The 25,925-nt window shown below is 66.7% G+C and carries 20 protein-coding genes; 16 read left to right on the top strand and 4 right to left on the bottom strand.

Translation table 11 applies throughout. The annotated features are described in order from the left end of the window. Nucleotides 1–128 precede the first annotated feature (128 nt). The 13 genes from ACZYZF_RS15005 to proB all read left to right on the top strand — a co-directional run bounded on the left by ACZYZF_RS15005 (nt 129) and on the right by proB (nt 16,581). Nucleotides 129–740, top strand: coding sequence for a hypothetical protein (locus ACZYZF_RS15005; RefSeq protein WP_463836136.1), 612 nt, complete (start codon nt 129–131; stop codon nt 738–740). A gap of 64 nt (nt 741–804) precedes the next feature. Beyond that, nucleotides 805–2,772 (top strand): S9 family peptidase, encoded by a 1,968-nt coding sequence (locus tag ACZYZF_RS15000; RefSeq protein WP_463836135.1) that lies wholly within the window; start codon nt 805–807, stop codon nt 2,770–2,772. 10 nt (nt 2,773–2,782) lie between these two features. Continuing rightward, nucleotides 2,783–4,033 carry a saccharopine dehydrogenase family protein gene (locus tag ACZYZF_RS14995; RefSeq protein WP_463836134.1) on the top strand — a complete coding sequence of 417 codons (1,251 nt, stop codon included), beginning with the start codon at nt 2,783–2,785 and terminating at the stop codon, nt 4,031–4,033. Between the two features lie 116 nt (nt 4,034–4,149). Next, nucleotides 4,150–4,767, top strand: coding sequence for a DUF937 domain-containing protein (locus ACZYZF_RS14990; protein WP_463836133.1), 618 nt, complete (start codon nt 4,150–4,152; stop codon nt 4,765–4,767). A gap of 99 nt (nt 4,768–4,866) precedes the next feature. Continuing rightward, the gene (locus ACZYZF_RS14985; protein WP_463836132.1) at nt 4,867–7,518 is read left to right on the top strand and encodes a valine--tRNA ligase; all 2,652 of its coding nucleotides are present in this window, start codon (nt 4,867–4,869) and stop codon (nt 7,516–7,518) included. After that, nucleotides 7,433–8,953 (top strand): bifunctional tetrahydrofolate synthase/dihydrofolate synthase, encoded by a 1,521-nt coding sequence (gene folC, locus ACZYZF_RS14980; RefSeq protein WP_463747573.1) that lies wholly within the window; start codon nt 7,433–7,435, stop codon nt 8,951–8,953. Before ACZYZF_RS14985 ends, folC begins: the two co-directional genes overlap by 86 nt. A gap of 77 nt (nt 8,954–9,030) precedes the next feature. Then, nucleotides 9,031–9,369, top strand: coding sequence for a DUF4233 domain-containing protein (locus ACZYZF_RS14975; RefSeq protein WP_463747705.1), 339 nt, complete (start codon nt 9,031–9,033; stop codon nt 9,367–9,369). A gap of 85 nt (nt 9,370–9,454) precedes the next feature. After that, nucleotides 9,455–9,877, top strand: a complete 423-nt coding sequence (ndk, locus tag ACZYZF_RS14970) for a nucleoside-diphosphate kinase (RefSeq protein ID WP_044522837.1) — start codon at nt 9,455–9,457, stop codon at nt 9,875–9,877. Between the two features lie 288 nt (nt 9,878–10,165). Beyond that, nucleotides 10,166–13,153: a ribonuclease E gene (gene rne / locus ACZYZF_RS14965; protein WP_463836131.1), complete on the top strand. Its 2,988-nt coding sequence runs from the start codon at nt 10,166–10,168 to the stop codon at nt 13,151–13,153. Between the two features lie 165 nt (nt 13,154–13,318). Continuing rightward, nucleotides 13,319–13,630, top strand: a complete 312-nt coding sequence (gene rplU, locus ACZYZF_RS14960; RefSeq protein ID WP_044522855.1) for a 50S ribosomal protein L21 — start codon at nt 13,319–13,321, stop codon at nt 13,628–13,630. Between the two features lie 15 nt (nt 13,631–13,645). Then, nucleotides 13,646–13,912: a 50S ribosomal protein L27 gene (gene rpmA, locus ACZYZF_RS14955; RefSeq protein WP_463747575.1), complete on the top strand. Its 267-nt coding sequence runs from the start codon at nt 13,646–13,648 to the stop codon at nt 13,910–13,912. A 90-nt stretch (nt 13,913–14,002) separates the two neighbouring features. After that, nucleotides 14,003–15,451 (top strand): GTPase ObgE, encoded by a 1,449-nt coding sequence (gene obgE, locus ACZYZF_RS14950; protein WP_463747576.1) that lies wholly within the window; start codon nt 14,003–14,005, stop codon nt 15,449–15,451. Beyond that, entirely contained in the window at nt 15,448–16,581 is a 1,134-nt protein-coding gene (proB, locus tag ACZYZF_RS14945; protein ID WP_463836130.1) for a glutamate 5-kinase, read from the top strand. Before obgE ends, proB begins: the two co-directional genes overlap by 4 nt. Before the next feature lie 25 nt (nt 16,582–16,606). On the opposite strand, the gene ACZYZF_RS14940 is transcribed toward proB, so the two are convergent. Both ACZYZF_RS14940 and ACZYZF_RS14935 read right to left on the bottom strand, forming a co-directional pair. Beyond that, nucleotides 16,607–17,158, bottom strand: a complete 552-nt coding sequence (locus tag ACZYZF_RS14940; RefSeq protein ID WP_463747578.1) for a DUF5994 family protein — start codon at nt 17,156–17,158, stop codon at nt 16,607–16,609. Nucleotides 17,159–17,617: 459 nt separating this feature from the next. Continuing rightward, a complete protein-coding gene (locus tag ACZYZF_RS14935) occupies nt 17,618–18,253 on the bottom strand; it encodes a TetR/AcrR family transcriptional regulator (protein WP_463747579.1) in 636 nt (211 codons plus the stop codon). 66 nt (nt 18,254–18,319) lie between these two features. Here ACZYZF_RS14935 and ACZYZF_RS14930 point away from each other — a divergent pair, with 66 nt between their 5' ends. Then, nucleotides 18,320–19,591 (top strand): cytochrome P450, encoded by a 1,272-nt coding sequence (locus tag ACZYZF_RS14930; protein WP_463747580.1) that lies wholly within the window; start codon nt 18,320–18,322, stop codon nt 19,589–19,591. Here ACZYZF_RS14930 and ACZYZF_RS14925 read toward each other — a convergent pair. Both ACZYZF_RS14925 and ACZYZF_RS14920 read right to left on the bottom strand, forming a co-directional pair. Next, on the bottom strand, nt 19,560–20,402 hold the full coding sequence (locus ACZYZF_RS14925; RefSeq protein ID WP_463836129.1) for an NAD-dependent protein deacetylase: 843 nt from the start codon (nt 20,400–20,402) through the stop codon (nt 19,560–19,562). The two genes, ACZYZF_RS14930 and ACZYZF_RS14925, sit on opposite strands and share 32 nt — an antisense overlap. A gap of 22 nt (nt 20,403–20,424) precedes the next feature. Beyond that, nucleotides 20,425–20,964 (bottom strand): cysteine hydrolase family protein, encoded by a 540-nt coding sequence (locus tag ACZYZF_RS14920; RefSeq protein WP_463836128.1) that lies wholly within the window; start codon nt 20,962–20,964, stop codon nt 20,425–20,427. A gap of 57 nt (nt 20,965–21,021) precedes the next feature. On the opposite strand from ACZYZF_RS14920, the gene ACZYZF_RS14915 reads away from it, so the two are divergent. Both ACZYZF_RS14915 and ACZYZF_RS14910 read left to right on the top strand, forming a co-directional pair. Then, nucleotides 21,022–23,064, top strand: coding sequence for an NAD(+) synthase (locus tag ACZYZF_RS14915; protein WP_463836127.1), 2,043 nt, complete (start codon nt 21,022–21,024; stop codon nt 23,062–23,064). Nucleotides 23,065–23,198: 134 nt separating this feature from the next. Next, nucleotides 23,199–25,898, top strand: coding sequence for a S15 peptidase family protein (locus ACZYZF_RS14910; RefSeq protein WP_463836126.1), 2,700 nt, complete (start codon nt 23,199–23,201; stop codon nt 25,896–25,898). The last annotated feature ends 27 nt before the right edge of the window (nt 25,899–25,925 follow it).

The raw sequence follows: 25,925 nt of genomic DNA, 5'->3' as shown, positions 1-25,925 counted from the left end.
AAATCTAGCCCGATGGTTTCGGGGGGCCGCCACGGGCAAAGTTGGGATCGGTAGCCTTCCAGCGTCCGCACAGTGTGTGTACAGGTTTCCCGGCCGGACTCGCTGGGATGAGATGAATGAGAGGTCTGATGAAACTCACCCGCTTCGGTATCGCCCTGAGCGCCGCGGCTGTTGCCGTCTCCGCATTGAGCGGTTGCTCAAAGGCCACCGAACTAAGGGACGCGGCCGCCGGGGCCGCCGAAAAGGTGGTCTCCTCGGGGACCGAGAAGATCACTGAAGCAGTCTCGGGCAACCTGTTCACCGCGGAGGGTATCGACAACGCCTATGCGGCGATCGGCGAAAAAGTCGGCGCCAACCCGATGCAGGTCGTCGAGATCAATATCGCGCCAGGGGTGCTGAGCGTCGAGGCGGTCGATCCGAACGCGCCGACCGAACTGAACCAGTGGAGCTACACATCCGGGGCGGTAGGACCGTCGCGTCCCATCGACTACGACGAGGACACCGAGGCTCTGCAGCAGAATCTCTTCGCCACCGCCGACGTGCCCTCCAGCGCGATCGCCGCGGCGATCGACGGCGCAGTGGCAGCCAGTGAGGTCAAGGACGGCAAGGTCCAGACGGTGAGCATCAAGCGCAACATGCCGTTCGATGAGAACGTGATCATCTTCATCAACGTCCAGGGCGAGCGCAGCAGCAAGCAGGTGCGGGCGGACGTCACCGGAAAGGTCACCGAGGTGGTCTGACCGACGCGCATCCCGCGGCCCGTACCGGACTCCGGTGCGGGCCGCGCCGTTACGGTGGGGAGCCATGACGGTGTTCGACGATCTCGACAGCTACCTTGCGTTGCCCCGGATCTCAGGGCTTGCGGTGTCACCTGATGGCTCCCGACTGGTCACCACGGTCAGCGCGCTCAACGACAAGGGCACCGAATTCCTCAGCGCAATATGGGAATTGGATCCCACCGGCGTGGAACCGCCGCGCCGGTTGACCCATGGCGTGAAGGGGGAGTCCGCGCCGGCGTTCACCGCCGAGGGGGACCTGCTGTTCATCGCGGCGCGCCCAGGCGACGATGAGGACAAACCGCCCGCCGCGTTGTGGCGTCTACCCCGGGTGGGCGGCGAGGCGTCCGAATTCGTGGCCATGCCCGGTGGTGTCAACGGTGCGGCGAGCGCCCGGGCTGCCGACGCCACGGTGGTGACCGCGCCTCTGCTGCCGTCGTCGACCGGCGTCGACGACGACAAGGCCCGACGCGAGGCGCGCAAGGACAACAAAGTGTCGGCAATCCTGCACACCGGCTATCCGGTGCGGCACTGGGATCACGATCTCGGCCCGGACCAACCCCACCTCTTCGACGCCGACGGGCAGCGGGATCTGACCGCCGACCCGGGCGCGGCGTTGCGGGAGACGACCTTCGATCTCAGCGCCGATGGCGGATTCGTGGTGACGTCCTGGCAGGCGCCGGGCCCTGGCACGGCCCTACGGGTGGTCCTGGTGCGTATCGACCGGGTCACCGGCGAACGCACCATCATCGCCGAAGAACCCGGGGCCGACCTGGAACGCCCCGCGATCGCACCGGATGGCAGCGCTTTGGCCTTCACCCGGGAAACCCATTCCACTCCCACCTCGCCACCGCGGATCACGCTGTGTTGCATGCGATTCGGTGACGAGCCGGTGGAGCTGACAGCGGCCTGGGATCGCTGGCCGTCGTCGGTGACATGGACGGCGGACTCGTCTGCGCTGATCGTGACGGCCGACGACGGCGGACGCGGGCCGATTTTCTCCGTCGATCCCTTATCGGGGACGGTGACGCGACTGACCCACGACGATTTCACCTACACCGACGTACGACCCGCACCCGGCGGAGTGATCTATGCCCTGCGCAGCTCGTATGCCGTGCCGGCGCACCCGGTGCGGATCGACGCGGACGGCACTGTCACCGAGATCCCGTGCCACGACGCACCCGAACTGCCGGGCACGCTGACCGAGGTCACCGCGACCGCGGACGACGGCACACCGATCCGGTCCTGGCTCACGCTGCCCGCGGGGGACGAGCCTGCCCCGCTGGTCCTCTGGATTCACGGCGGTCCGCTGGGCAGTTGGAACTGCTGGCACTGGCGGTGGAACCCGTGGCTACTCACCGCACTGGGCTATGCGGTGCTGATGCCGGACCCGGGGCTGTCCACCGGCTACGGCCAGGACTTCATCTCCCGCGGCTGGGGCGCCTGGGGCGCCGAGCCCTACACCGACCTGATGGCCGCCACGGATGCCGCGTGCGCACATCCGCGCGTCGATGCCTCACGCACCGCCGCGATGGGCGGGTCCTTCGGCGGCTACATGGCCAACTGGATCGCCGGGCACACCGACCGGTTCGACGCGATCGTCACACATGCCAGCCTGTGGGCTCTGGACCAGTTCGGACCCACCACCGACGGTGCCTACTGGTGGGCCCGGGAAATGACTCCCGAGATGGCCCAGCACAATTCGCCGCACCTGTTCGTCGGTGAGATCACCACGCCGATGCTGGTGATCCACGGCGACAAGGACTATCGCGTACCGATCGGTGAGGCGTTGCGGCTGTGGTACGAGCTGCTCACGTTTTCGGGGCTGCCTGCCGACGAGAACGGTGAAAGCCGGCACCGGTTCCTCTACTACCCGACCGAGAACCACTGGGTGCTGGCCCCGCAGCACGCCAAGATCTGGTACCAGGTGGTGAGCGCATTCCTGGGGGAGCAGCTGCGCGGCGAACCGATGCAGCTGCCCGAACTGCTCGGGTAGCGTCGAGATCGTGACACAGCGTGAGTTCGACCTGGTGCTGTATGGCGCCACAGGATTTGCCGGAAAACTGACCGCTGAATACCTCGCCAGGGCCGGGGGAGCGGCCCGGATCGCCTTGGCCGGCCGGTCCGAGGAAAGATTGCGGGCCATCCGCGACGGTCTGGGGCCCGACGCGCAATCGTGGCCGTTGGTGACCGCCGACGCGACGGCGCAAGCCTCCCTCGACGCGATGGCCGCGCGTACCCAGGTTGTGGTGACCGCGGTCGGTCCTTACGCGCGCTACGGAATGCCGTTGGTCGCGGCCTGCGCTGCCGCCGGCACCGACTACGCCGATCTCACCGGTGAGACGACATTCATCCGCGACAGCATCGACCTGCATCACAAGCAGGCGGTCGACACCGGCGCGCGGATCGTTCATTCGTGCGGATTCGATTCAGTGCCATCCGATCTCACGGTGTACGCGCTGTATCAGCGGGCCCTCGCGGACGGCGCGGGCGAACTCGGCGACACAAACCTGGTGGTGCGCAGTTTCGCCGGCGGCGTGTCGGGCGGCACCGTGGCTTCGATGCTGGAACTGCTCGACACGCTGTCCTCCGATCCGGAGGCCAGAGCGCTGATGAACGATCCGTACACACTCAGCCCCGACCGTGGCGCGGAGCCCGAACTCGGTGCTCAACCCGACGTGCGGTGGCACCGCGGCGGTGAGATCGCTCCCGAGCTCGCCGGCTACTGGACCGGTGCATTTGCCATGGCTGCGCCGAACACTCGAATTGTGCGGCGCAGCAACGCATTGCTGGACTACGCCTACGGGCGCCGGTTCGAGTATGCCGAACAGATGAGTGTGGGCCGTTCATTCGCCGCGCCGGTGGTCGCAGCCGTGGTCACCGGAGCCAACGCCCTCACCTTGGGGATGGGCGGCCGCTACTTCAACCGACTGCCCAGCGGCCTGGTCGAGCGATTGGTTCCCAAGCCGGGAACAGGTCCCAGCGAGCGGGCCCGCGAGCAGGGCCACTACCGCGTCGAGACCTACACCACGACCACAAGTGGCGCCCGGTACGTGACAAGCATGGCGCAGCAAGGCGACCCCGGATACAAGTCGACCGCGGTGTTGCTCGGCGAGTGCGGGCTCGCGCTGGCCACCGACCGTGATGCGCTCTCGGAACGGCGCGGTGTGCTGACACCGGTGGCCGCGATGGGGGACGTCCTGCTCACCCGATTACCGACGGCCGGGGTGTCGCTGGAAACCACCGCCCTGAGCTGAGCCGGCTCAACATGAATGGATCAGCCTGGGTCGAACACCTGTGGGCCAAGATCACATTCGACTAGTGTCGGTTGCGACGACTTCCAGTACGCCAGCAACGAAGGTGGGATAGAAAAATGGCCGGTCTCGACGATCTCTTCGCGCAGATCCCCGTGGCGGATATTGCCAGCAAGCTCGGCGCAGATGAAGGCGAGGTGAGCGCCGCCATCAAGACCCTGGTTCCGGCCCTGGTCGGCGGTGTGGCAGAGAACGTACAAGCAGACAACATCGATTCGAGTGACCTCGAGTCCGCAGTCTCGGCGCAGGGCGCCAGCGGCCTGCTCGACGGTGGAGTCAGTGTCGACCAGGTCGACGCCAACGAGGGCAACCAGATCGTTTCGAAGATCTTCGGCGGCAACGACAGCAACCAGGTCGCATCGGCGTTGGCCGGCACCGGTGCCGGCGGCGGTGATCTGATCAAGAAGCTGCTGCCGATCCTGGCGCCGATCGTCCTCGCCTACATCGGCAAGCAGTTCGCGCAGAAGAATGCCGCGCCGGCTGAAGCGGCCCCGCAGGCTTCCGGCGGCGGCGGGCTCGGCGACATCCTCGGCAGCATCCTGGGCGGCGCGACCGGTGGCGGCGCTGCCGCCAACAACCCGCTGGGCAGCATCCTGGGCAGTGTGCTCGGCGGCGGTGGCGGCCAGGGCAATGCCATCGGCGAGATCCTCGGCGGCCTGCTCGGCGGTAAGAAGTAGACGTACCACCACCCAGCGCCAGAGCCTCCGACGCCCAGCGAACGCACCGGGCATCGGGGGCTTTCGCGTATTCGGCCCCGTCCTTCTTAGAATGGCTCGGTGACCCCCACCCCTGACAATCGTGCCGATGCCCTCCCCAAATCCTGGGATCCGGGCGCGGTAGAAGCTGACCTCTACCAGGGCTGGGTCGATGCCGGATACTTCACCGCCGATCCGGCCAGCGAAAAGCCGCCCTACTCGATCGTGCTGCCGCCGCCCAACGTGACCGGCAGCCTGCACATGGGCCACGCGCTCGACCACACGCTGATGGATGCGCTGACGCGCCGCAAGCGCATGCAGGGTTTCGAGGTGTTGTGGCTGCCCGGCATGGATCACGCCGGCATCGCCACCCAGACGGTGGTGGAAAAGCAGCTCGCCGTCGACGGCAAGACCAAGGAAGACTTCGGCCGCGAGCTGTTCGTCGAGAAGGTCTGGGACTGGAAGCGCGAATCCGGCGGCACCATCGGCGGGCAGATGCGCCGCCTCGGTGACGGCGTGGACTGGAGCCGCGACCGCTTCACCATGGACGAGGGCCTGTCGCGTGCCGTGCGCACCATCTTCAAGCGGCTATTCGATGCCGGGCTGATCTATCAGGCCGAGCGCCTGGTCAACTGGTCACCCGTGCTGGAGACCGCGATCAGCGACCTCGAGGTCAAGTACGAAGACGTCGAGGGTGAGTTGGTCTCGTTCCGCTACGGCTCGATGAACGACGACGAGCCCCACATCATCGTGGCGACCACCCGGGTCGAGACCATGCTCGGTGACACGGCGATCGCGGTGCACCCTGACGACGAGCGGTACCGCCACCTGGTCGGCAAGACCCTGCCGCACCCGTTCGTCGAACACGAGATGATCATTGTGGCCGACACCCACGTCGACCCCGAATTCGGTACCGGCGCAGTCAAAGTCACCCCCGCGCACGATCCCAACGACTTCGAGATCGGGTTGCGCCATCAGCTGCCGATGCCGACGATCATGGATACGAAGGGCCGGATCGCCGACACCGGAACGCAATTCGACGGCATGGACCGGTTCGAGGCGCGCGTCAAGGTGCGCGAGGCACTGGCCGACCAGGGCCGGATCGTCGCCGAGAAGCGGCCCTACCTGCACAGCGTCGGGCACTCCGAGCGCAGCGGCGAGCCCATCGAGCCCCGGCTGTCGCTGCAGTGGTGGGTCAAGGTGGACGGCCTGGCCAAGGCGGCCGGTGACGCGGTGCGCAACGGCGACACCGTGATTCACCCGCCGAGCCTGGAGCCGCGCTGGTTCGCCTGGGTGGACAACATGCACGACTGGTGTATTTCCCGGCAGCTGTGGTGGGGCCACCGCATCCCGATCTGGCACGGCCCCAACGGCGAGACCGTGTGCGTGGGCCCCGACGAGGCCCCGCCGGCGGGCTGGGAGCAAGACCCCGACGTGCTCGACACCTGGTTCTCCTCGGCACTGTGGCCGTTCTCCACCATGGGCTGGCCCGACCACACGCCCGATCTGGCCAAGTTCTATCCCACCTCGGTGCTGGTCACCGGCTACGACATCCTGTTCTTCTGGGTGGCCCGGATGATGATGTTCGGCACCTTCGTGGGCGATGACCCGGCGATCACCTTCGATGGTGCCCGGGGGGCGCAGGTGCCGTTCGAGAACGTCTTCCTGCACGGCCTGATCCGCGACGAGTTCGGCCGCAAGATGAGCAAGTCGCGCGGCAACGGCATCGACCCGCTGGATTGGGTGGAGAAGTTCGGGGCCGACGCCCTGCGGTTCACCCTGGCCCGCGGTGCCAGCCCCGGCGGTGATCTGTCCATCGGTGAGGACCACGCCAGGGCCTCGCGTAATTTCGCGACCAAGCTGTTCAACGCGACCCGCTTCGCGCTGATGAACGGGGCGGCTTCCGCTCCGCTGCCCGGGATCGCCGAGCTGACCGACGCCGACCGCTGGATCCTGGGCCGGCTCGAAGAGGTCCGTGCCGAGGTGGATGCCGCACTCGACAGCTATGAGTTCAGCCGGGCCTGTGAATCGCTGTACCACTTCGCCTGGGATGAGTTCTGTGACTGGTATGTCGAGCTCGCCAAGGTCCAGCTGAACGAGGGCGTCACTCATACGACTGCGGTTCTGGCCGCCGTGCTCGACGCGCTGCTCAAGCTGTTGCATCCCGTCATGCCGTTCGTCACCGAGACGTTGTGGAAGACGCTCACCGACGGCGAGTCGATCGTCATCGCGCAGTGGCCGCAGGCTTCCGGAATGACCCTCGATCCGCTTGCGACACAACACATTGCCGACATGCAGAAGCTGATCACCGAGGTGCGTCGCTTCCGTAGCGATCAGGGGCTGGCCGACCGGCAGCGCGTTCCGGCGCGGCTGTCGGCGATCAGTGAGGCCGGCCTGACCGAGCAACTGCCCGCCGTCACGGCCCTTGCCTGGCTGACCGATGCCGCGGACGGGTTCACGCCTTCGGCCTCGGTCGAGGTGCGTCTGACGCAGGCCACGGTGCTCGTCGAGGTGGACACCTCGGGCACCGTCGATGTCGCGGCCGAGCGACGCCGGCTGGAAAAGGATCTGGCCGCCGCGCAGAAGGAACTGGCCACCACCACGGCCAAACTCGGCAACGAGGCATTCCTGTCCAAGGCGCCGGAGAATGTTGTCGACAAGATTCGGGGCCGTCAGCAGCTGGCCGGCGAAGAGGTCGAGCGGATCACCGCCCGCCTGGCGGCGCTGCGATGAGCGCCTGCGCGAAGAACCGAGAATCCAGGTGACAGACCCGATTCCAACACCGGATGAGATCGCCGCGCTCCTGCAGGTCGAGCACCTGCTCGATCAGCGCTGGCCCGAGACCAAGCTGGACCCCAGCACGGCGCGTATCGCCGCCCTGCTGGAGCTGCTGGGCTCACCGCAGCGGGCCTACCCGTCGATCCATGTCACGGGGACCAACGGCAAGACGTCGGTGGCACGCCTCATCGACGCGTTGCTGATCGCCCTGCACCGGCGTACCGGACGGACCACCAGCCCGCACCTGCAATCCGCGGTCGAGCGCATCTCGATCGACGGAAAGCCCATCAGCCCAGCGCAATACGTCGAGACGTACCGTGAGATTGAGCCGTTCGTGGAACTGGTGGACCAGCAGTCCGAAGCTGCCGATGGCCCGAAAATGAGCAAGTTCGAAGTCCTGACCGCGATGGCGTTCGCGGCCTTCGCCGACGCGCCGGTCGATGTCGCCGTGATCGAGGTCGGCATGGGCGGACGGTGGGATGCCACCAACGTCGTCAACGCCCCGGTCGCGGTGATCACCCCGATCGGCATCGACCACACCGACTATCTGGGTGACACGATCACCGCGATCGCGGGGGAGAAGGCCGGCATCATCACCCGGCAACCCGACGCACTGGTGCCGACCGACACGGTTGCGGTCATCGCCAAGCAGGTTCCCGAGGCCATGGAGGTTCTGCTCGAAGAGACGGTGCGCGCCGACGCGGCCGTCGCTCGCGAGGACTCCGAATTCGCGGTGCTGTCCAGGCAGGTCGCCATCGGCGGCCAGGTGCTGGAGCTGCAGGGCCTGGGCGGGGTGTATTCCGAGATCTTCCTGCCGCTGCACGGTGAGCATCAGGCCCACAACGCCGTGCTCGCACTGGCCGCGGTCGAGGCGTTCTTCGGCGCCGGCGCGGACCGCCAACTCGACGTGGACGCCGTCCGGGCCGGCTTCGCGGCGGTGGAGAGCCCCGGCCGTATGGAGCGGATGCGAAGTGCGCCAACGGTTTTCATCGATGCGGCACACAATCCCGCCGGTGCCGCGGCATTGGCGCAGACCCTGCAGCAGGAGTTCGACTTCCGCTTCCTGGTCGGGGTGGTATCGGTGATGGGGGACAAGGACGCCGCAGGCATCCTGAACGCACTGGAGCCCGTGTTCGACCAGATCGTGGTCACCCACAACGGTTCACCACGGGCGATGGATGTCGAGTCGTTGGCATCGCTGGCGGAGGAGCGTTTCGGTCAGGATCGGGTGATCACCGCCACGACGCTGCCGGATGCCATCGAAACCGCAACCGCCCTGGTCGAAGAATCCGGGGAAGACGAAGGACTGTCCGGGGCGGGCATGGTGATCACCGGTTCGGTGGTGACCGCCGGCGTGGCCCGGACCCTGTTCGGACGGGACCCGCAGTGACCGATCAGACCCCTGGTGACAACACGCCGAGCGAAAGGCCGGCACCGCCGGACCCCTGGAAGAGCTTTCGCGGGGTGATGGCCGGGACGCTGATCCTGGAAGCGATCGTCGTATTGCTGGCACTACCGGTGGTCGGTGTCAGTGGCGTAGGGCTTACTTGGACGTCGGGCGGATTCGTGGTCGGCCTGGCCGTCGTCTTGATCCTGATGTCGGGGATCCAGGGCCGGCCCTGGGCCATCTGGGCGAACCTGGGTATCCAGCTGGTCGTGATCGCCGGTGCGCTGGTCCATGGCGCGATCGGGTTCATCGGCGTGATCTTCGCCGTGGTGTGGCTGCTGATCGTGTACCTGCGCAGTGAGGTCAAACGCAGGCAGGATCGTGGCCTGTTGCCCGGTCAGCAACCGCCCAGCGAATAGCCGTGCGGTAGCGGGGCCACAGGGCGGACTGCGTCGGGGGCCCGCGATGGCGCGGCCCGGTTACCGACCGGTACGCTCACTGCTCGTGACTGAGCAGACCCTTGTGTTGATCAAGCCCGACGGCGTGCAGCGCCACCTGGTCGGAGAGATCCTCGGCCGGATCGAGCGCAAGGGTCTGACCCTGGCGGCGCTCGAACTGAAGAACGTCAGCGTCGAGCTGGCCAAGCAGCATTACGCCGAGCACGACGGCAAGCCGTTCTTCGACTCGCTGCTGGAGTTCATCACCTCCGGACCCGTCGTCGCCGCCATCGTGGAGGGACCGCGCGCTATCGCGGCGTTCCGTCAGATCGCCGGTGGCACCGACCCGGTGGAGAAGGCTGTGCCCGGCACCATCCGCGGTGACCTGGCGCTTGTGACCCAGGACAACCTCGTGCACGGATCGGATTCGCCGGAGTCGGCGGCCCGTGAGATCGCCCTTTGGTTCCCTGGCGAAGCCTCTGCTGGATAACCTTCTCGCAGTCTGGTCTGTACCGCGTCAGTGATGTGGGATACTGGTTGCGGGTAGCCGGCCTCAACCGAGGCTGGACACCCGAATGAAGACTTCGACGAGCGCGACCACCGCAATCCGGTGCGGCGCGGGCCGTCCAGCCATCATTCAGCCAGGCACCGGGTGGGTTCGGTAGCGAACCGCCCGGAGCGAGACCACAACAAGCCCGGGGAAAGTGTCCCGGGCCAATAGCGGAAGCCCTCGCGTGGCCGCGTCGTTACGACGCGCCCGGGGGCTTGAGGAGAATTCGTGGCCGAAGATGCCCAGAATGACGACCTATCAACCCAGACTCCGCAGCAGGAGGGACTGCCCGAGCGGCTGAGAGTCCACTCCCTGGCTCGGGTGCTCGGCACCACGAGCAGGCGGGTGCTCGACGCCCTGGCTGAGTTCGACGGGCGCCAGCGCAGTGCGCATTCCACGATCGACAAGGTTGACGCCGAGCGGGTGCGTGACGCACTCGCCCTCGAAGCAGCCGAGCCGGCGCCCGTTGAGCAGGCGGAACCGGTCCAGGTCGAGGCCGTCAGTGTCGCCGTGATCGAGACCTCACCTGAAGCCCCGGCGGCCGAAACCCAGCTGGCGGCCGAGGCCGACGCCGTCCTGGTGGGCGATGAACCTGAGTCGCGCTTGATCCTGGAGACCGCGAACATCCCCTCGGTCCGGGAAGCTCACTCCGAGCGGGCCGATTACCTGCCGCTGTTCGTCGCGCCGCAGCCCGTCAGCTTCGTGCCGGTGCGTGTCCAAGAAGACGACGACGAGGACGATGACGGCGATGACGGCAGCGATGCCGACACCGACTCCGATATCGACGACGAGCAGGCGGATCGCCCCGCCGCGCGTCGACGCCGTCGGGGCCGTCGGGGCCGCGGTCGGGGCCGCGGCGAGCAGAGCGATGAGAACGGGGACGGCCCGGATTCCGACATCGACAACGCCGATGATCAGAGCGACTCCGGCGACCAGGATTCCGATGACGACTCCGATGAGTCGGACGACAGCAACGACGAGGACACCACGGGCGGCGATGGAAACAGCCGTCGTCGGCGTCGTCGTCGGCGTCGCAAGTCCGGCTCTGGTGACAACGACGACGCGACCTCGCCGGATGACCCGCCCAACACTGTCGTGCACGAGCGTGCACCCCGGCCCGAGCGGTCGGGCAAGAGCAGCGATGACTCGGAGATCCAGGGGATCAGCGGATCGACCCGACTCGAGGCCAAGCGTCAGCGCCGCCGCGATGGCCGCGACGCCGGCCGGCGTCGTCCCCCGATCCTGAGCGAGGCCGAGTTCCTGGCCCGGCGTGAGGCCGTCGAGCGGACGATGATCGTGCGCGACAAGGTCCGCACCGAACCGCCGCACGAAGGCGCCCGCTACACGCAGATCGCGGTGCTGGAAGACGGCGTCGTCGTCGAGCACTTCGTGACCTCGGCGGCCCAGACGTCGCTGGTCGGCAACATCTACCTCGGCATCGTGCAGAACGTGCTGCCCTCGATGGAGGCCGCCTTCGTCGACATCGGCCGCGGCCGCAACGGTGTGCTCTACGCCGGTGAGGTGAACTGGGAGGCTGCCGGACTCGGCGGCGCCCAACGCAAGATCGAGCAGGCCCTCAAGCCGGGCGACTACGTCGTCGTCCAGGTCAGCAAGGATCCCGTGGGGCACAAGGGCGCCCGGCTCACCACGCAGGTGTCGCTGGCCGGGCGTTACCTGGTCTACGTGCCGGGTGCCTCCTCCACCGGCATCAGCCGCAAGCTGCCTGACACCGAACGCCAGCGGCTCAAGGAGATCCTCAAAGAGGTCGTTCCTGCCAATGCGGGCGTGATCATCCGCACCGCGTCGGAGGGCGTCAAAGAAGAGGACATCCGCTCCGACGTCGAGCGGCTACAGCAGCGCTGGACCGAGATCGAGGCCAAGTCCGTCGAGGTCACCGGCAAGAAGGCCGGCGCGGCCGTTGCGCTCTACGAAGAGCCCGATGTTCTGGTCAAGGTCATCCGTGACCTGTTCAACGAGGATTTCTCCGGCCTGATCGTCTCCGGTGACGAGGCCTGGGACACGATCAACAAGTACGTGAACACCGTCGCCCCCGACCTGATGGGCCGGCTCACGAAGTACGAACCTGCCGGTGGTGCCGAGGCTCCCGACGTATTCGCCGTGCACCGCATCGACGAGCAGTTGGCCAAGGCATTGGATCGCAAGGTGTGGCTGCCCTCGGGTGGCACGCTGGTCATCGACCGCACCGAGGCGATGACCGTCGTCGATGTCAACACCGGCAAGTTCACCGGTGCCGGCGGCAACCTCGAGCAGACCGTCACCCGCAACAACCTGGAAGCTGCCGAGGAGATCGTGCGGCAACTGCGGCTGCGCGACATCGGCGGCATCGTGGTCATCGACTTCATCGACATGGTCCTCGAATCGAACCGGGATCTGGTGCTCCGCAGGCTGACCGAGGCACTGGGCCGTGATCGCACGCGCCATCAGGTGTCCGAGGTGACTTCGCTGGGCCTGGTGCAGCTGACCCGAAAGCGGTTGGGTACGGGTCTGATCGAGGCGTTCTCGACGTCCTGCCCGCACTGCGCAGGCCGCGGCATCGTGCTGCACGGTGACCCGATCGACACGGCCTCACCATCGAACGCCGGCCGCAAGACCGAATCCGCCGGTGGCGGTGGCGGTGGCCGCCGGAGTAAGCGCGGCAAGCGGGCCAATGCCCGTCCGGAGCCCGAAGAGGTGCCGGTCGTCAAGGTGCCCGACCACCCGGCCGGCGAACACCCGATGTTCAAGGCCATGGCTGCGGCGAACGGTCGCCCCGAAGACGACGAAGGTCATGAGGGCCACGAGGGCTTCGACGAGCACGCCGCCGCGACGCATGACGGCGAGGGCGACGAGGGCCACGACGGCGACGAGCAGGCGACGTCCGAACACCCGGACGTGACCGACGAATCTCCCGACGGCGAGTTCGACACGCAGGACGCCGACGAGTCCGAGGAACCGGACGAGGACGAAGACGAGATCGACCTCGACGATGAGGACCTCGACGACGACGAAGAGGACCTCGTCGACGACGAAGAGGACTCGGATGACGAAGACGAGGACGACTCGGAGGACGAGGACGACGAGTTCGAGGACTCCGATGAGCCCGAAGAGGACGTCTACCAGGCACCGGAGCCCGTGGTGGTGAAGGTGCCACCGAGCCGCGGCCGCACTCGTCGACGTGCCGCAGCCAGGCCCGCGGGGCCGCCCGCCCACGAGTAGAGGGCGGTTTGACCCTCTACCCGCTGGTCAAGTACCCTTGACCAGTTGTCTCCAGTGCCTGCGGTAGTCGCAGGCCGGTGACGGCGGGGCATCCCGCCACCCAAGACCCGCGCACGCACCGACCGGTAGCGCGCGCCCGCAGAGAGCAGCAGAGCAGAGGACACGATGGCGACATACGCAATCGTCAAGACCGGCGGCAAGCAGTACAAGGTTGCCGTCGGTGACGTGGTGAAGGTTGAGAAGCTCGACTCCGAGCCTGGCGCGTCGGTATCACTGCCCGTCGCGCTGGTGGTCGACGGTGCCAAGGTCACCAGCAAGTCTGATGACCTGGCCAAGGTCGCCGTGACCGGCGAGGTGCTGGAGCACACCAAGGGTCCCAAGATCCGCATCCACAAGTTCAAGAACAAGACCGGCTACCACAAGCGCCAGGGGCACCGTCAGCAGCTGACCGTGCTCAAGGTCACCGGCATCAAGTAACGAGGGAGCGTACTAATGGCACACAAGAAGGGCGCTTCCAGCTCTCGTAACGGTCGCGATTCCGCAGCACAGCGGCTCGGCGTGAAGCGGTTCGGCGGTCAGGTCGTCAAGGCCGGCGAGATCCTCGTCCGCCAGCGCGGCACTCACTTCCACCCCGGCGTCAACGTCGGTCGTGGTGGCGATGACACGCTGTTCGCGCTGTCCCCGGGCTCCGTGGAGTTCGGTTCCAAGCGTGGCCGCAAGCACGTGAACATTGTTCCCGTGCCGCGCCCGGAGGCCTGAGACTCCGAGGATTCTCCGCGAATGTGAAGCAGCTGCGAGTTCTCGATAGGACTATCGCAATAGCTTCACATTCGACGGAGAGGATGTCCGATGCCCCGGTTTGTCGACCGCGTCGTGATCCATGCGAGCGCAGGCAACGGCGGCCACGGCTGCGCGTCGGTGCACCGCGAGAAATTCAAACCCCTCGGCGGTCCTGACGGTGGCAATGGTGGTCGCGGCGGCAGCATCGTGCTCGTCGTGGATCCCCAGGTTCACACCCTGCTGGACTTCCACTTTCATCCCCATGTCGTCGCGCCCTCGGGTAAACCGGGCGCAGGCAGCAACCGTGACGGTGCTACCGGCGACGATCTGATGGTCCGAGTGCCGGACGGCACCGTGGTGCTCGATGAGAACGGCCGCATGCTGGCCGATCTGGTCGGTGCCGGTACCCGTTTCGAGGCCGCGGCCGGTGGTCGCGGTGGCCTCGGTAACGCCGCACTCGCTTCCCGGGCCCGCAAGGCACCCGGCTTCGCGCTGCTCGGTGAGAAGGGCCAGACCCGTGACCTCACCCTCGAGCTCAAGACCGTCGCCGATGTCGGCCTGATCGGCTTCCCCTCGGCAGGCAAATCGTCTCTGGTGTCGACCATTTCGGCGGCCAAGCCCAAGATCGCCGACTACCCGTTCACCACACTGGCGCCCAACCTGGGCGTGGTGTCGGCCGGGGACAACACCTTTACCGTCGCCGATGTTCCGGGTCTGATCCCGGGCGCGTCCGAGGGCCGTGGCCTCGGCCTGGAATTCCTGCGCCACCTTGAGCGCTGCGCGGTGCTCGTGCACGTCGTCGACTGCGCCACCCTGGAACCCGGGCGTGACCCGATCTCCGACATCGAAGCGCTGGAGGCCGAACTCGCGGCGTACACCCCGACGTTGCAAGGCGATTCGACCCTGGGCGACCTGGCATCGCGGCCCCGTGCGGTGGTGCTCAACAAGATCGACGTTCCCGATGCCCGCGAGTTGGCCGACTTTGTGCGTGAAGAGGTGCAGTCGCAGTTCGGCTGGCCGGTGTACGAGATCTCGACAGTCAACCGCGATGGTTTGCGGCCGTTGATCTTTGCATTGTGGGAGATGGTGAAGGCGTATCGCGATGCGCAACCCGAGGTGGTGCCCAGGCGTCCGGTGATCCGTCCGATCGCGGTCGACGAGAGCGGCTTCACCGTGGAATCGGACGGGCACGGTGGATTTTTGGTGCGCGGTACCCGTCCCGAGCGCTGGATCGCCCAGACCAACTTCGACAACGACGAGGCCGTCGGGTACCTCGGTGACCGGTTGGCACGGTTGGGCGTCGAGGACGCGCTGTGGAAGAAGGGCGCCAAGCCCGGTTGCGCTGTGACCATCGGCGATATGACCTTCGACTGGGAACCGCAGACCCCTGCCGGTGTCGACATGCCGCTCACCGGGCGTGGTACCGACATCCGGCTTGAGCAGACCGACCGGATCGGTGCTGCCGAACGTAAGGTGGCGCGGCGCGAACGGCGCCAGCCCGGGAGTGACGACGAGTGACGAGTGCAGGCTCGGCGCCCTCGGTACATCGGGACGCGGTCCGGACCGCACGCCGGGTCGTCGTCAAGATCGGCACCACCGCGCTGACCACTTCGTCCGGGGTGTTCGACGCCGGCCAGCTCGCGGTCTTGGTCGAGGCCATCGAAGGCCGGATGCGCGCCGGCTCTGATCTGGTGATCGTGTCCTCGGGTGCCATCGCCGCCGGAATCGAGCCGCTCGGGTTGTCCAAGCGCCCAACCGATCTGGCCACCAAGCAGGCGGCGGCCAGCGTCGGGCAGGTAGCCCTGGTCAACGCCTGGAGTTCGGCCTTCGCCGTCTACAACCGTACGGTGGGGCAGGTACTGCTGACCGCTCAGGACATTGCGATGCGGGTGCAGCACAACAACGCTCAGCGCACCCTGGATCGGCTGCGTGCCCTCCATGCGGTTGCGATCGTCAACGAGAACGACACGGTGGCCACCAATGAGATCAGGTTCGGTGACAACGACCGGCTTTCGGCGCTGGTGGCCCAGCTGGTCGGTGCCGACGCGCTGATCCTGCTGTCCGACATCGACGGCCTGTATGACGGTGATCCACGGAAAGCGTCCCCGGACAACCCGGCGCGCTTCATTTCTGAGGTTGGCGCGCAGGGGGATCTCGACGGGGTGGTGGCCGGCGGCGGCAGCAACCTGGGTACCGGCGGCATGGCCTCGAAGCTGTCCTCGGCGCTGTTGGCCGCCGATGCCGGGGTGCCGGTGCTGTTGGCCGCCGCCGCGGATGCCGGTGCGGCACTCAGCGACGCCTCGGTCGGCACCGTGTTCGCGCCGCGTCCCGAGCGGATGTCGGCGCGGCGGTTCTGGGTGCGCCACGCCGCGGAATCGCATGGGGCGCTGACCCTCGACGACGGTGCGGTGCGCGCGGTCGTCAAGCAGCGGCGCTCGCTGCTGCCTGCCGGGATCACGGCGGTCACGGGGCACTTCCACGGTGGTGATGTGGTGGACCTGAGAGCGCTCGACGGGGCGACCGTGGCGCGTGGTGTGGTGGCCTATGAAGCCTCGGAGCTGGCTGCGATCATCGGCCGCTCGACGCCCGATCTGCCCGCTGAGCTGCGTCGGCCCGCGGTCCATGCCGACGATCTGGTCGCCACCTGAGCGATTTCCAAAAATGACCGACCCGCTAGCCGAGCAATGCTCCCAGGACCGGCGCACGCGATGCCATGGCTCCGCCGTCAGATTCCCAGCGTTCTCGAGCGATGGACGTCTGCGTCTGCCATGCCCGGTCGCGCTCACTGGTCATGAGCAGTCCATCAACGCTGGCGGCGTTGTCCGGTTCAGCCGCGGTCATCATCGAGGAGTGGGCATCGTCGGGGTTGGTGTGCGGCGGGATCACCAACAGGGTCAGCCGATTGCCGTCGAGGCCGAGAACTTCAATGGTGTTGGTGGGTTGAAGCCGGTACCCGTCCAGGCGTACCGCGTGTCCTCCGGTGAGGAACTTTCGTGGCGCTCGGGCCCATGCCTTCAGGTGATACAACACCCGGTCGATGCGGCCCAGCCGGACCGAGAGCACCGCCAGTAGGTCGGGCAGTTCGGCGGTGAGGTCATCGGTGTGCGGCCACCATGCACCGTCGACATATCCGCTTTGGGGTCCCTTCGACTTCAACCGCAGTCGCGGTGTGTGCGCTGGCACGGTGGAGTTCTGATCGTTCTTGCGTGACTGTTGTGGCGTCATGGCGACGCTCCCGTCTCGGCCGGAATCGGCCCTACCCTGCAATTCAGCGATGACACGCCATAGTTGGCGTTGTCAATGCTCTTGGTGTTCCTTGCGGTTATCGCACCGCTGCTGGTGTGCCAGTCGGTTGTCGCGAGAACAGTCCGCAAATCGCGCTCTGCGGCGAATTATGTCGGTCACCCGTCGACCGTCGGCGGCTCGGCTGGCCGGAGGCTCTCCGGCTGTCAGGCTGTGCAACATCGCCGCGAGCAGCACCATCATGGACGCCACGACCCCGCACCTGGGGCAGCCGAAACGGACGCCACGTTACCTGTTTTTTGGACATTCATTGTCCGACCTCATCTGTACCGCTACGTCCAGTAGACGCTGGTTGACCGGCGCTGTCAATGACCGCGCACAGTCTGCCGATCGCGCGGCTCATCGATGTGGAATGCCCTTGTGCAGCAATAGTTTTGACTGCTACGGCGTTGGGGGCTCCAAGTAGAGGGCGCCCCAGATGATTTCGGTAAGCGTGTCGGCCAGCTCGGCGTCGTAGGTGCTCGGGTGTGAAGGCAGATTCTGATGGCAGGTCCGCTCGACCATCCAGGTCAAGGTGCTCGCGGTGGTGGCAGCAGGCAGTCGCGGTCTGATCGACCCGCCGGCCTGGCCGTCCTCGATCACCCTGGCGAGTTGGTCGGCGATCCCGGTCAGCAGCTCTCCGTAGGTCTGCCCGACGAGTGGGTCATAGCCCGACATCTCATTGAGTGCCATCAGCACCGGTTGGTGCCGACGGTAGCTGGCGATGATGCCGGACATGGCGGCGTGGACGTCGGCAGGGTCGCGCCGGGACGCGACACCCCACCATTGCTGGGCGGCGTCGCTGAGGTCACCGAACACCTGGGTGGCCAGGCGGCGCAGCAGGTGGCCCTTGTCCTCGAAGTAGATGTAGAAGCTGGCCCGCGAAATCCCGGCCTCGGTGGCCAGTTTGTCCACGCTGAGCTCGGTGAAACTGGTGCCGTCGGCCATCAGCCGGTCGGTCGCGTCGAGCAGTTGCCGTTCGATCCGCTCGCGGCGTTCCTCCCGGTTGGCCTGCGGTTTTCGCGTTACCGATGGCATGGGCCCAGAGTATCGGCTTCGGCCACACCTTGACTAGACATAGTGTCTAGACTTACTGTCGGCGACATGACTGTGTCGCCGATCACAACGAAGTCGTCGCGTCCGTATGACCCGATCGACATCTCGTCGAAGGCCTTCTGGTCCACCTCTGCCGGCGAGCGCGAGAAGTCCTTCGCGCAGTTGCGGGCCCGCCGGCCGGTCAGCTGGCACCGGCCGGTCGAGGAGACGCTCGTTCCCGATCCCGAGGATCCCGGCTTCTGGGCGCTCACCCGCCACGCCGACATTCTCACCGTCAGCCGGGACAGTGAGACGTTCCTGTCCGGCAAGGGCGTGCTGTTCGACACGGTGCCCGAGGAGCTGCTGGAGGCGTCGCAGTCCTTCCTGGCGATGGATGCGCCGCGGCACACGTTGATTCGCAAACTCGTCCATTCGGCATTCACCCCTCGGCAGGTGGCCCGCATCGAAACCTCCATCCAGGACAACGCCCGTCAGATCGTGGCCGAGCTCAGGGCCGCCGGCAGCGGGGTGGATTTCGTCGAGCAGTGCGCCAAGGAACTGCCCATCCGCACGTTGTCGGACATGGTCGGGATTCCCGAATCCGAACGCCAGCAGGTGGCGCATGCTGCCGACGCCCTCGTGTCCTGGTCCGACCCGGTGTATCTGGCCGGGCGCAACCCGTTGGAGGTGGTGCTGCAAAGCCAGATGTACCTGCACCACGTGGCGAATGCGCTTGCCGCGCAGCGCCGGGACAATCCGGGCGACGATCTGTTCAGCGCGCTGGTCCACGCGGAGGTCGATGGTGATCGGCTCGCCGATGCCGAGGTGGCGGCATTCTTTGTCCTGCTGGCGGTGGCGGGCAACGACACCACCCGGCAGGCCACCAGCCACGCACTCAAGGCTCTCACCGACCACCCTGGCCAACGGGCGTGGCTGATGGCCGATTTCGATGATCGGATCGGCGGCGCGGTGGAGGAGTTCGTCCGGTGGGCCACCCCGGTGATGACGTTCCGCCGCACCGCCGCGGTCGATGTCGAACTGGGTGGGCAGCAGATCGCGGCGGGGGACAAGGTGGTGATGTTCTATGCCTCGGGCAACTGGGACACCGACGTGTTCGACCGGCCCGAGGCTTTTGACCTGAGCCGAAAGCCCAACCCGCACCTGGGGTTCGGTGGCGGCGGGCGGCACTTCTGCCTGGGCGCGCATGTTGCCCGGACGCAACTTCGGGCCATCTTCGGTGAGCTGCTGCAGCAGCTGCCCGACATCGCCGCCGGCGAACCGGCCTATCTCGAGGGCAATTTCGTGCACGCTATCCGGTCGATGCCGTGCACGTTCTCCTGAGCTCACCGACCAGCAGGACCAGCATCTCCGAACATCCCGCCTCGACCTTGACGGTGGCCAGGTCGTCGCCGCGCGTGGGCCCGCGGTTGATGATCCCCACCGGGATGCCGTGTGCGGCCGCGTGCCGGACGAACCGGTAACCGGAGTACACCGTCAGCGAGGACCCTGCCACCAACAGTGCGTCGGCTTCGTCGATCATCGAATACGCCTGATCGACACGGGGTTTGGGAACGTTCTCGCCGAAGTAGACGATGTCGGGTTTGAGCATGCCGGCGCATACCGGGCAGTTCACGATGATGAAGGAGTCTGTCTCGCTGACCACGGCGTCGGCATCGGGTGCCACCGCGATGCCACCGACCGACTCGGCGTGTTCGAGGAAGCCGGGATTCGCCGCCTCCAGTGCAGCGGCCAGCTCGTCCCGGGCCATTGTCGCCCCACAATCCAGGCAGATCACCTGCGCGTAGGTGCCGTGCAGGTTGACCACCGATCGGCTGCCGGCCTTGCTGTGCAGGAGATCCACGTTCTGGGTGATCAGGCCGGTGACCACCCCGGCCGACTCCAGCGCGGCGAGGGCGCGGTGCCCGGCATTGGGCAGGGTGTCGTCCATGTGGCGCCAGCCCACGTGATTGCGGGCCCAGTAACGCTGGCGGAACACCGGATCGGCGGTGAACTGCCGGATCGTCATCGGATTGCTCGGCGGGGAATCCGGGCCGCGGTAATCGGGGATGCCCGAATCGGTGGACATCCCGGCGCCGGTGAGTACCGCGACGCGACGTCCCTGTAGCAGGGCGACGAGTTCGGGGGCATCCACGAACCCCAGGGTAGGCCGCCGCTCACCCGAGGCACTTGGCAGCAGGCATCACCTCTGCGCTCATGTTGCGGCGCATCATCTCCAGCGCGGCATCGCCCAGGCCGGCATCAATGTGCGCGACCGCATCCGCCGGGATCACCACATCGAAATGCCGCACGTAGGCATCCAGCGCGCTGTAGAGGATGCACTGCTCGGTGACCTGGCCTGCCAGCACCACCCGCCGGCTGCCCAACCGGCTCAGCAGGTAATCCAATGCAGTCGCATAGAAGACGCTGTGGCGCACCTTGGTCAGCAGCAGACAGCCATCCGAGGGGACGATCGGGCGCACGAGATCAGGGCGTTCACCGGCGAGGGCCGCGGCGACGATGTCACTGAACTGCGCGGTGAAATCGCCATAGTTGTCATTGACGTAGATGACGTCGACATCGTTGCGCTCATGGGCTGTTTTGACCAGTCCCACCAGAGGATCGACGATCGTCGCCACGTTGGGTGCCAGCAGTTCGGCATCTTCGTGCCGGTAGTGGTTGAGCATGTCCACAACCACCAGCGCGGTATCGCTCATGCGTCATTTGGTACCCAGTAACTCGATCTTGACACTTTTCGGGTGACAATGGGCGCGATGGACTTCTACAGCGCTTACCACCACGGTTTCGCGCGGGTTGCCGCCTGCACCCACCACACGGCGCTGGCGGATCCGCCGGCCAACGCCGAATCGGTGCTCCGGTTGGCACAGGACTGCCATGACGACGGGGTGGCGGTGGCGGTATTCCCCGAGCTGACACTGTCGGGCTACTCGATCGACGACATCCTGCTGCAGGACACCCTGTTGGAGTCGGTGGAGCAGGCGCTCATCGAAATCGTCGCGGCCTCGGTGGTGTTGACGCCGGTGCTGGTCGTCGGTGCGCCGCTGCGGTACCGGCACCGCATCTACAACACCGCGGTTGTCATCCACCGCGGCGCGGTGCTCGGTGTGGCCCCCAAGTCCTACCTGCCGACGTACCGGGAGTTCTACGAGCGCAGGCAGATGGCAACCGGTGCCGATGTGCGCGGCACCATCCGGGTGGCCGGCGCCGAGGTGCCGTTCGGGCCCGACCTGCTGTTCGTGGCATCCGACCTTCCCGGACTGGTCCTGCACGTCGAGATCTGCGAGGACATGTTCGTGCCGGTGCCGCCCAGTGCGCAGGCCGCGCTGGCGGGGGCGACGGTATTGGCCAACCTTTCGGGCAGTCCGATCACCGTCGGCCGCGCCGACGATCGGTGTCTGCTGGCTCGGTCGGCTTCGTCGCGCTGTCTGGCCGCATACATCTATGCCGCTGCCGGAGAGGGGGAGTCGACCACCGACCTGGCCTGGGACGGCCAGACCATGATCTGGGAGAACGGGCTGCTGCTCGCCGAGAGTGAGCGCTTCCCGCGCGGGGAACGACGCTCGGTGGCCGATGTGGATCTGGAGTTGCTGCGTTCCGAGCGGCTGCGGATGGGTACGTTCGACGACAATGCCGGACACCATGGCGCCCAAGTGGATTCGTTCCGCCGTGTCGAGTTCCAGCTCGACCCGCCGACCGGTGACATCGGACTGCTGCGCGAGATCGAGCGGTTCCCGTTTGTGCCGGCGGATCCTGCGCGCCTACAACAGGATTGCTATGAGGCCTACAACATCCAGGTCTCCGGGCTGGAACAGCGGTTGCGGGCGCTGAACTACCCCAAGGTGGTGATCGGGGTGTCCGGTGGCCTGGATTCCACTCACGCCCTGATCGTGGCGGCGCGGGCGATGGATCGGGAGAACCGCCCGCGCAGCGACATTCTCGCGTTCACGCTTCCCGGTTTCGCCACCGGTGAACGCACCAAGAACAACGCCATCGGGTTGAGCCGTGCCCTCGGTGTGACGTTCGAAGAGATCGACATCAAGCAGACCGCCGAGCTGATGCTGACCGAGATGGACCATCCATTCGGTCGCGGTGAGAAGGTCTACGACGTCACGTTCGAGAACGTCCAGGCCGGCCTGCGCACCGATTACCTGTTCCGGCTGGCCAATCAGCGCGGCGGCATCGTGCTCGGCACCGGTGATCTGTCCGAGCTGGCGCTGGGTTGGTCGACCTACGGCGTGGGCGACCAGATGTCGCACTACAACGTCAATGGCGGAGTGCCGAAAACCCTGATTCAGCATCTGATCCGGTGGGTCATCTCATCGGGTGAGTTCGGCGGCGAGGTCAACGAGGTGTTGCAGTCGGTGCTCGACACCGAGATCACCCCCGAACTGGTGCCCACCGGTGAGGACGAGGAGATCCAGAGCAGCGAGGCCAAGGTCGGTCCGTATGCGCTGCAGGACTTTTCGCTGTTCCAGGTGCTGCGCTACGGGTTCCGCCCGTCCAAGGTGGCGTTTCTGGCGTGGCATGCCTGGCATGACGCGGCCCGCGGCGACTGGCCCGCTGGGTTCCCCGAGGACAAGCGCCCGGCGTATTCGCTCGGCGAGATCCGGCACTGGCTCCAGGTCTTCGCGCAGCGGTTCTTCTCGTTCTCACAGTTCAAGCGTTCTGCGCTGCCGAACGGCCCCAAGGTGTCGCACGGCGGTGCTCTCTCGCCGCGTGGGGACTGGCGGGCGCCATCGGACATGTCGGCGCGGATCTGGCTCGACGAGATCGAGCGGAGCGTGCCCGAGCAGTAGTTTTGCGTCGCCTTGCGGCCGATTCCAATTGACGACGCAAAAAATTGACAAGCTAACCTTCTGGACCACACCGACACGCTAATGTGCGTCGGGTCACAGTTCGGTATCGCCGAGCGTCGGTCGAGGAGGTCGGGTTGGGTGCTGCAAAGTACGTCGGTCGGGTAGGCGGATTGGCGGTTGCGCTCGGTGTCGGGTCAGCCCTGGTTCTGGGTGGGCAAGTCCTGGGTGTTCCGGTGGCCTCGGCGTCGCCAGGGGGCGGCGACACGTCGTCCGAATCCTCGTCGGCCCCGGCAGCCAAGAAGGGTCCCGCCAAGGACCGGCGGAGCGCCCGCTCGTCGCGGCAGGCGACGGTGCGCGCGGCGATCAAGAGCCGGACCGAAAAGCTCGGCGAGTCGGGCCGCCACCACGTGAGTTCGACGACGCCGAAGTCCGATGTCGTGCAATCGATCACCGACCGGCTGTCGGCGGCACAGGCCAAGGTCGAGGCCGGGCTCAACCGTCATGGCGGCAGCGACGCAGGACAGGGCTTCTCGACGGTCGAAAAGCCCAAGGCCACCGTCCCCGGCGAAGCGCCGGTGCTGGGCCTGTCGTTCGTCAAGCCGAACCTGCCCCGGCCCCCGCGGGATCACCACCGGGCGCCGACGACGGGCGTGACCGCTGACGAGCCCACGCTCGAGACCACCGACATCGGCGTGGCCGACGAATCCGCGGCGTCCCCGGCGGTCACGGCGACGGCCGCGGCCGCACCGCCGTCGACAGCGGCCGTGGCTCCCGTACGGGGCCTGATCGCCACCGTGGTCAACGACATCGCCGCGACGCTGGCCGGAAACTCGCCGACCGCACCACCGGCCGACTCCCCGGCCGGGTGGGTTCTGCTGGCGGCCGCACGCCGGGAGTTCTCCGCCTCCGCCGTCGCACCGTCCGTCAGCGCCACCGGTGGCATCACGGCGAATCCCGCGGTCGGCATCACGGACGGCATCATCCACGGCACCACCGGGGCCACCAGTTCGAGCGGTCTGCCGCTCACCTACACCGTGATCGGCGATCCGAGTGGAGGTGGCAAGGTCCGGCTCGACTCGGCCCACGGGACCTTCACGTTCCTGCCCTACGCGACCGTCGTGGACAGCGGCGGCACGGAGAAGTTCACCGTCCTGGTCGCCGAAACCACGGCGTTCGACGCTGCGCTGCAACAGATCCCGATCGTGGGCATGTTCGTGCCGCAGGTGCTCGTGATCGTCCATCAGGTGCCGGTCGTGAATGACCTGTTGGCGCCGCTCATCGGTAAGTCGGAGATGGTGGATGTCAATGTCGACGTCGGCGAACTGGCACCGGCCGGCACCCCGGTGGCGTACACGGTCAAGGTGACGTCGTTCGACGGTACGCAGATCAGCATGAACTACTTCCCGGCATCGGGCCTTGCGGAAGGGGATACGGCGCCGACCATTTTCAGCGGCGCGGGCCTGTCCAGTGCGGGTGACACGAACCCGTACACCGGCGGCGCCACCGGCGTCGGCACGTTCCGTGACGCCGGCTACAACGTCGTCACCTGGGATTCGCGCGGCGAGCACGACTCGGGCGGAATCCTGCAGCTGGACAGCCCGTTCTTCGAGGGTCGCGATGTTTCGGCGTTGATCGACTACGTCGCCAAGGCGCCCGGGACGTTGCTCGACGGCGCGAACGATCCGCGCATGGGCATGGTGGGCCCGTCGTACGGCGGCGGCATCCAATGGGTGACCGCAGGTACCGACAACCGGGTCGACGCCATCGTCCCGACGATCTCGTGGAACTCGCTGAACAGTTCCCTCTATCCCAACGAGGCGTTCAAGACGTCGTATGCCGCGCTGCTGTTGCTGTCCCTGGTGACCTCGGGGGCGAACATCAACAGCCAGCTCTACGGCGGCATCTTCACCGGTGCACTGCTGGGTGTTCTCACCCCCGAGCAGCAAGCGCTGCTGGCCAGCAGCGGCCCTACCTCCCTGGTCAACAAGGTCACGGCTCCGACGCTGATCATCCAGGGCACTGTCGACGTGTTGTTCCCGCTGCAGCAGGCCATCGACAACGCGCAGATCCTCGACGCCAACGGCGTGCCGGTGAAGATGGTGTGGTTCTGCGGAGGCCACGGCAACTGCGAGACCCCGCCAGGTGACAGCGACGAGATGGTCCAGACCGCGACACTGAGCTGGCTGGACACCTACGTCAAGCACAAGGGCGAAGATGTGGACGACGGTCTCCCGAAGTTCCAGTGGATCGATCAGAACGGTGACCACTACACGTCCGATCTCCTGCCGACCGACCCGAATTTCACGGGGACTCCCGTCACCGCGTCGGGTAGCGGCGGGCTGCTGGGGATCGTCCCGATCCTCGGCGGTTCCGGACCGGGCGCTGCAGGGATTCCGTTCGGGCTCGGGGACGGTACCAAGGCCACCAATGCGGTGAACGTCAAGGTGACCGCGCCGTCGGGCACTGCCACTCAGGTGGTCGGTGCGCCCGAGCTGACGATGACGTACTCCGGCATCGGCACCAGCCGCCACGTCTACGCCCAGATCGTCGACGATCAGACGGGGCAGGTGATCGGCAATGTGGTCACCCCGATCCCGGTCACGCTCGACGGCAAGGAGCACACCGTCACCATTCCGATGGAAGCGGTGGCCTACACGCTCGAGCCAGGGCACACGGCCACGGTGCAGATCACCACTTCGGCCACACCGTTCCTGAACTTCACCGAGTTCGGCGCCATCAACATCTCCGGCGTCGAGGTGTCCCTGCCTACCGCCGGACCCGGAGCCGATGCGCAGCTCGCGACAGATGCCCGGGAAGACCTGGTCAGCGTGTAGCGGTGCGAGGGCCGCATCTTTCGCTAT

The sequence above is a fragment of the Mycobacterium sp. IDUB_24 genome (assembly GCF_055419385.1).
Note: the sequence above shows the minus strand (reverse complement) of the source record. Positions and strands in the feature narration are given on the sequence as shown.

What these genes read in the sequence shown, in the direction of transcription:
- ACZYZF_RS15005 (WP_463836136.1), top strand. Translation starts at nt 129, where the DNA reads ATGAAACTCACCCGCTTCGGTATCGCCCTGAGCGCCGCGGCTGTTGCC.
- ACZYZF_RS15000 (WP_463836135.1), top strand. Translation starts at nt 805, where the DNA reads ATGACGGTGTTCGACGATCTCGACAGCTACCTTGCGTTGCCCCGGATC.
- ACZYZF_RS14990 (WP_463836133.1), top strand. Translation starts at nt 4,150, where the DNA reads ATGGCCGGTCTCGACGATCTCTTCGCGCAGATCCCCGTGGCGGATATT.
- folC (WP_463747573.1), top strand. Translation starts at nt 7,433, where the DNA reads ATGTTGTCGACAAGATTCGGGGCCGTCAGCAGCTGGCCGGCGAAGAGG.
- ACZYZF_RS14975 (WP_463747705.1), top strand. Translation starts at nt 9,031, where the DNA reads ATGGCCGGGACGCTGATCCTGGAAGCGATCGTCGTATTGCTGGCACTA.
- rplU (WP_044522855.1), top strand. Translation starts at nt 13,319, where the DNA reads ATGGCGACATACGCAATCGTCAAGACCGGCGGCAAGCAGTACAAGGTT.
- rpmA (WP_463747575.1), top strand. Translation starts at nt 13,646, where the DNA reads ATGGCACACAAGAAGGGCGCTTCCAGCTCTCGTAACGGTCGCGATTCC.
- obgE (WP_463747576.1), top strand. Translation starts at nt 14,003, where the DNA reads ATGCCCCGGTTTGTCGACCGCGTCGTGATCCATGCGAGCGCAGGCAAC.
- ACZYZF_RS14940 (WP_463747578.1), bottom strand. Translation starts at nt 17,158, where the DNA reads ATGACGCCACAACAGTCACGCAAGAACGATCAGAACTCCACCGTGCCA.
- ACZYZF_RS14935 (WP_463747579.1), bottom strand. Translation starts at nt 18,253, where the DNA reads ATGCCATCGGTAACGCGAAAACCGCAGGCCAACCGGGAGGAACGCCGC.
- ACZYZF_RS14930 (WP_463747580.1), top strand. Translation starts at nt 18,320, where the DNA reads ATGACTGTGTCGCCGATCACAACGAAGTCGTCGCGTCCGTATGACCCG.
- ACZYZF_RS14920 (WP_463836128.1), bottom strand. Translation starts at nt 20,964, where the DNA reads ATGAGCGATACCGCGCTGGTGGTTGTGGACATGCTCAACCACTACCGG.
- ACZYZF_RS14915 (WP_463836127.1), top strand. Translation starts at nt 21,022, where the DNA reads ATGGACTTCTACAGCGCTTACCACCACGGTTTCGCGCGGGTTGCCGCC.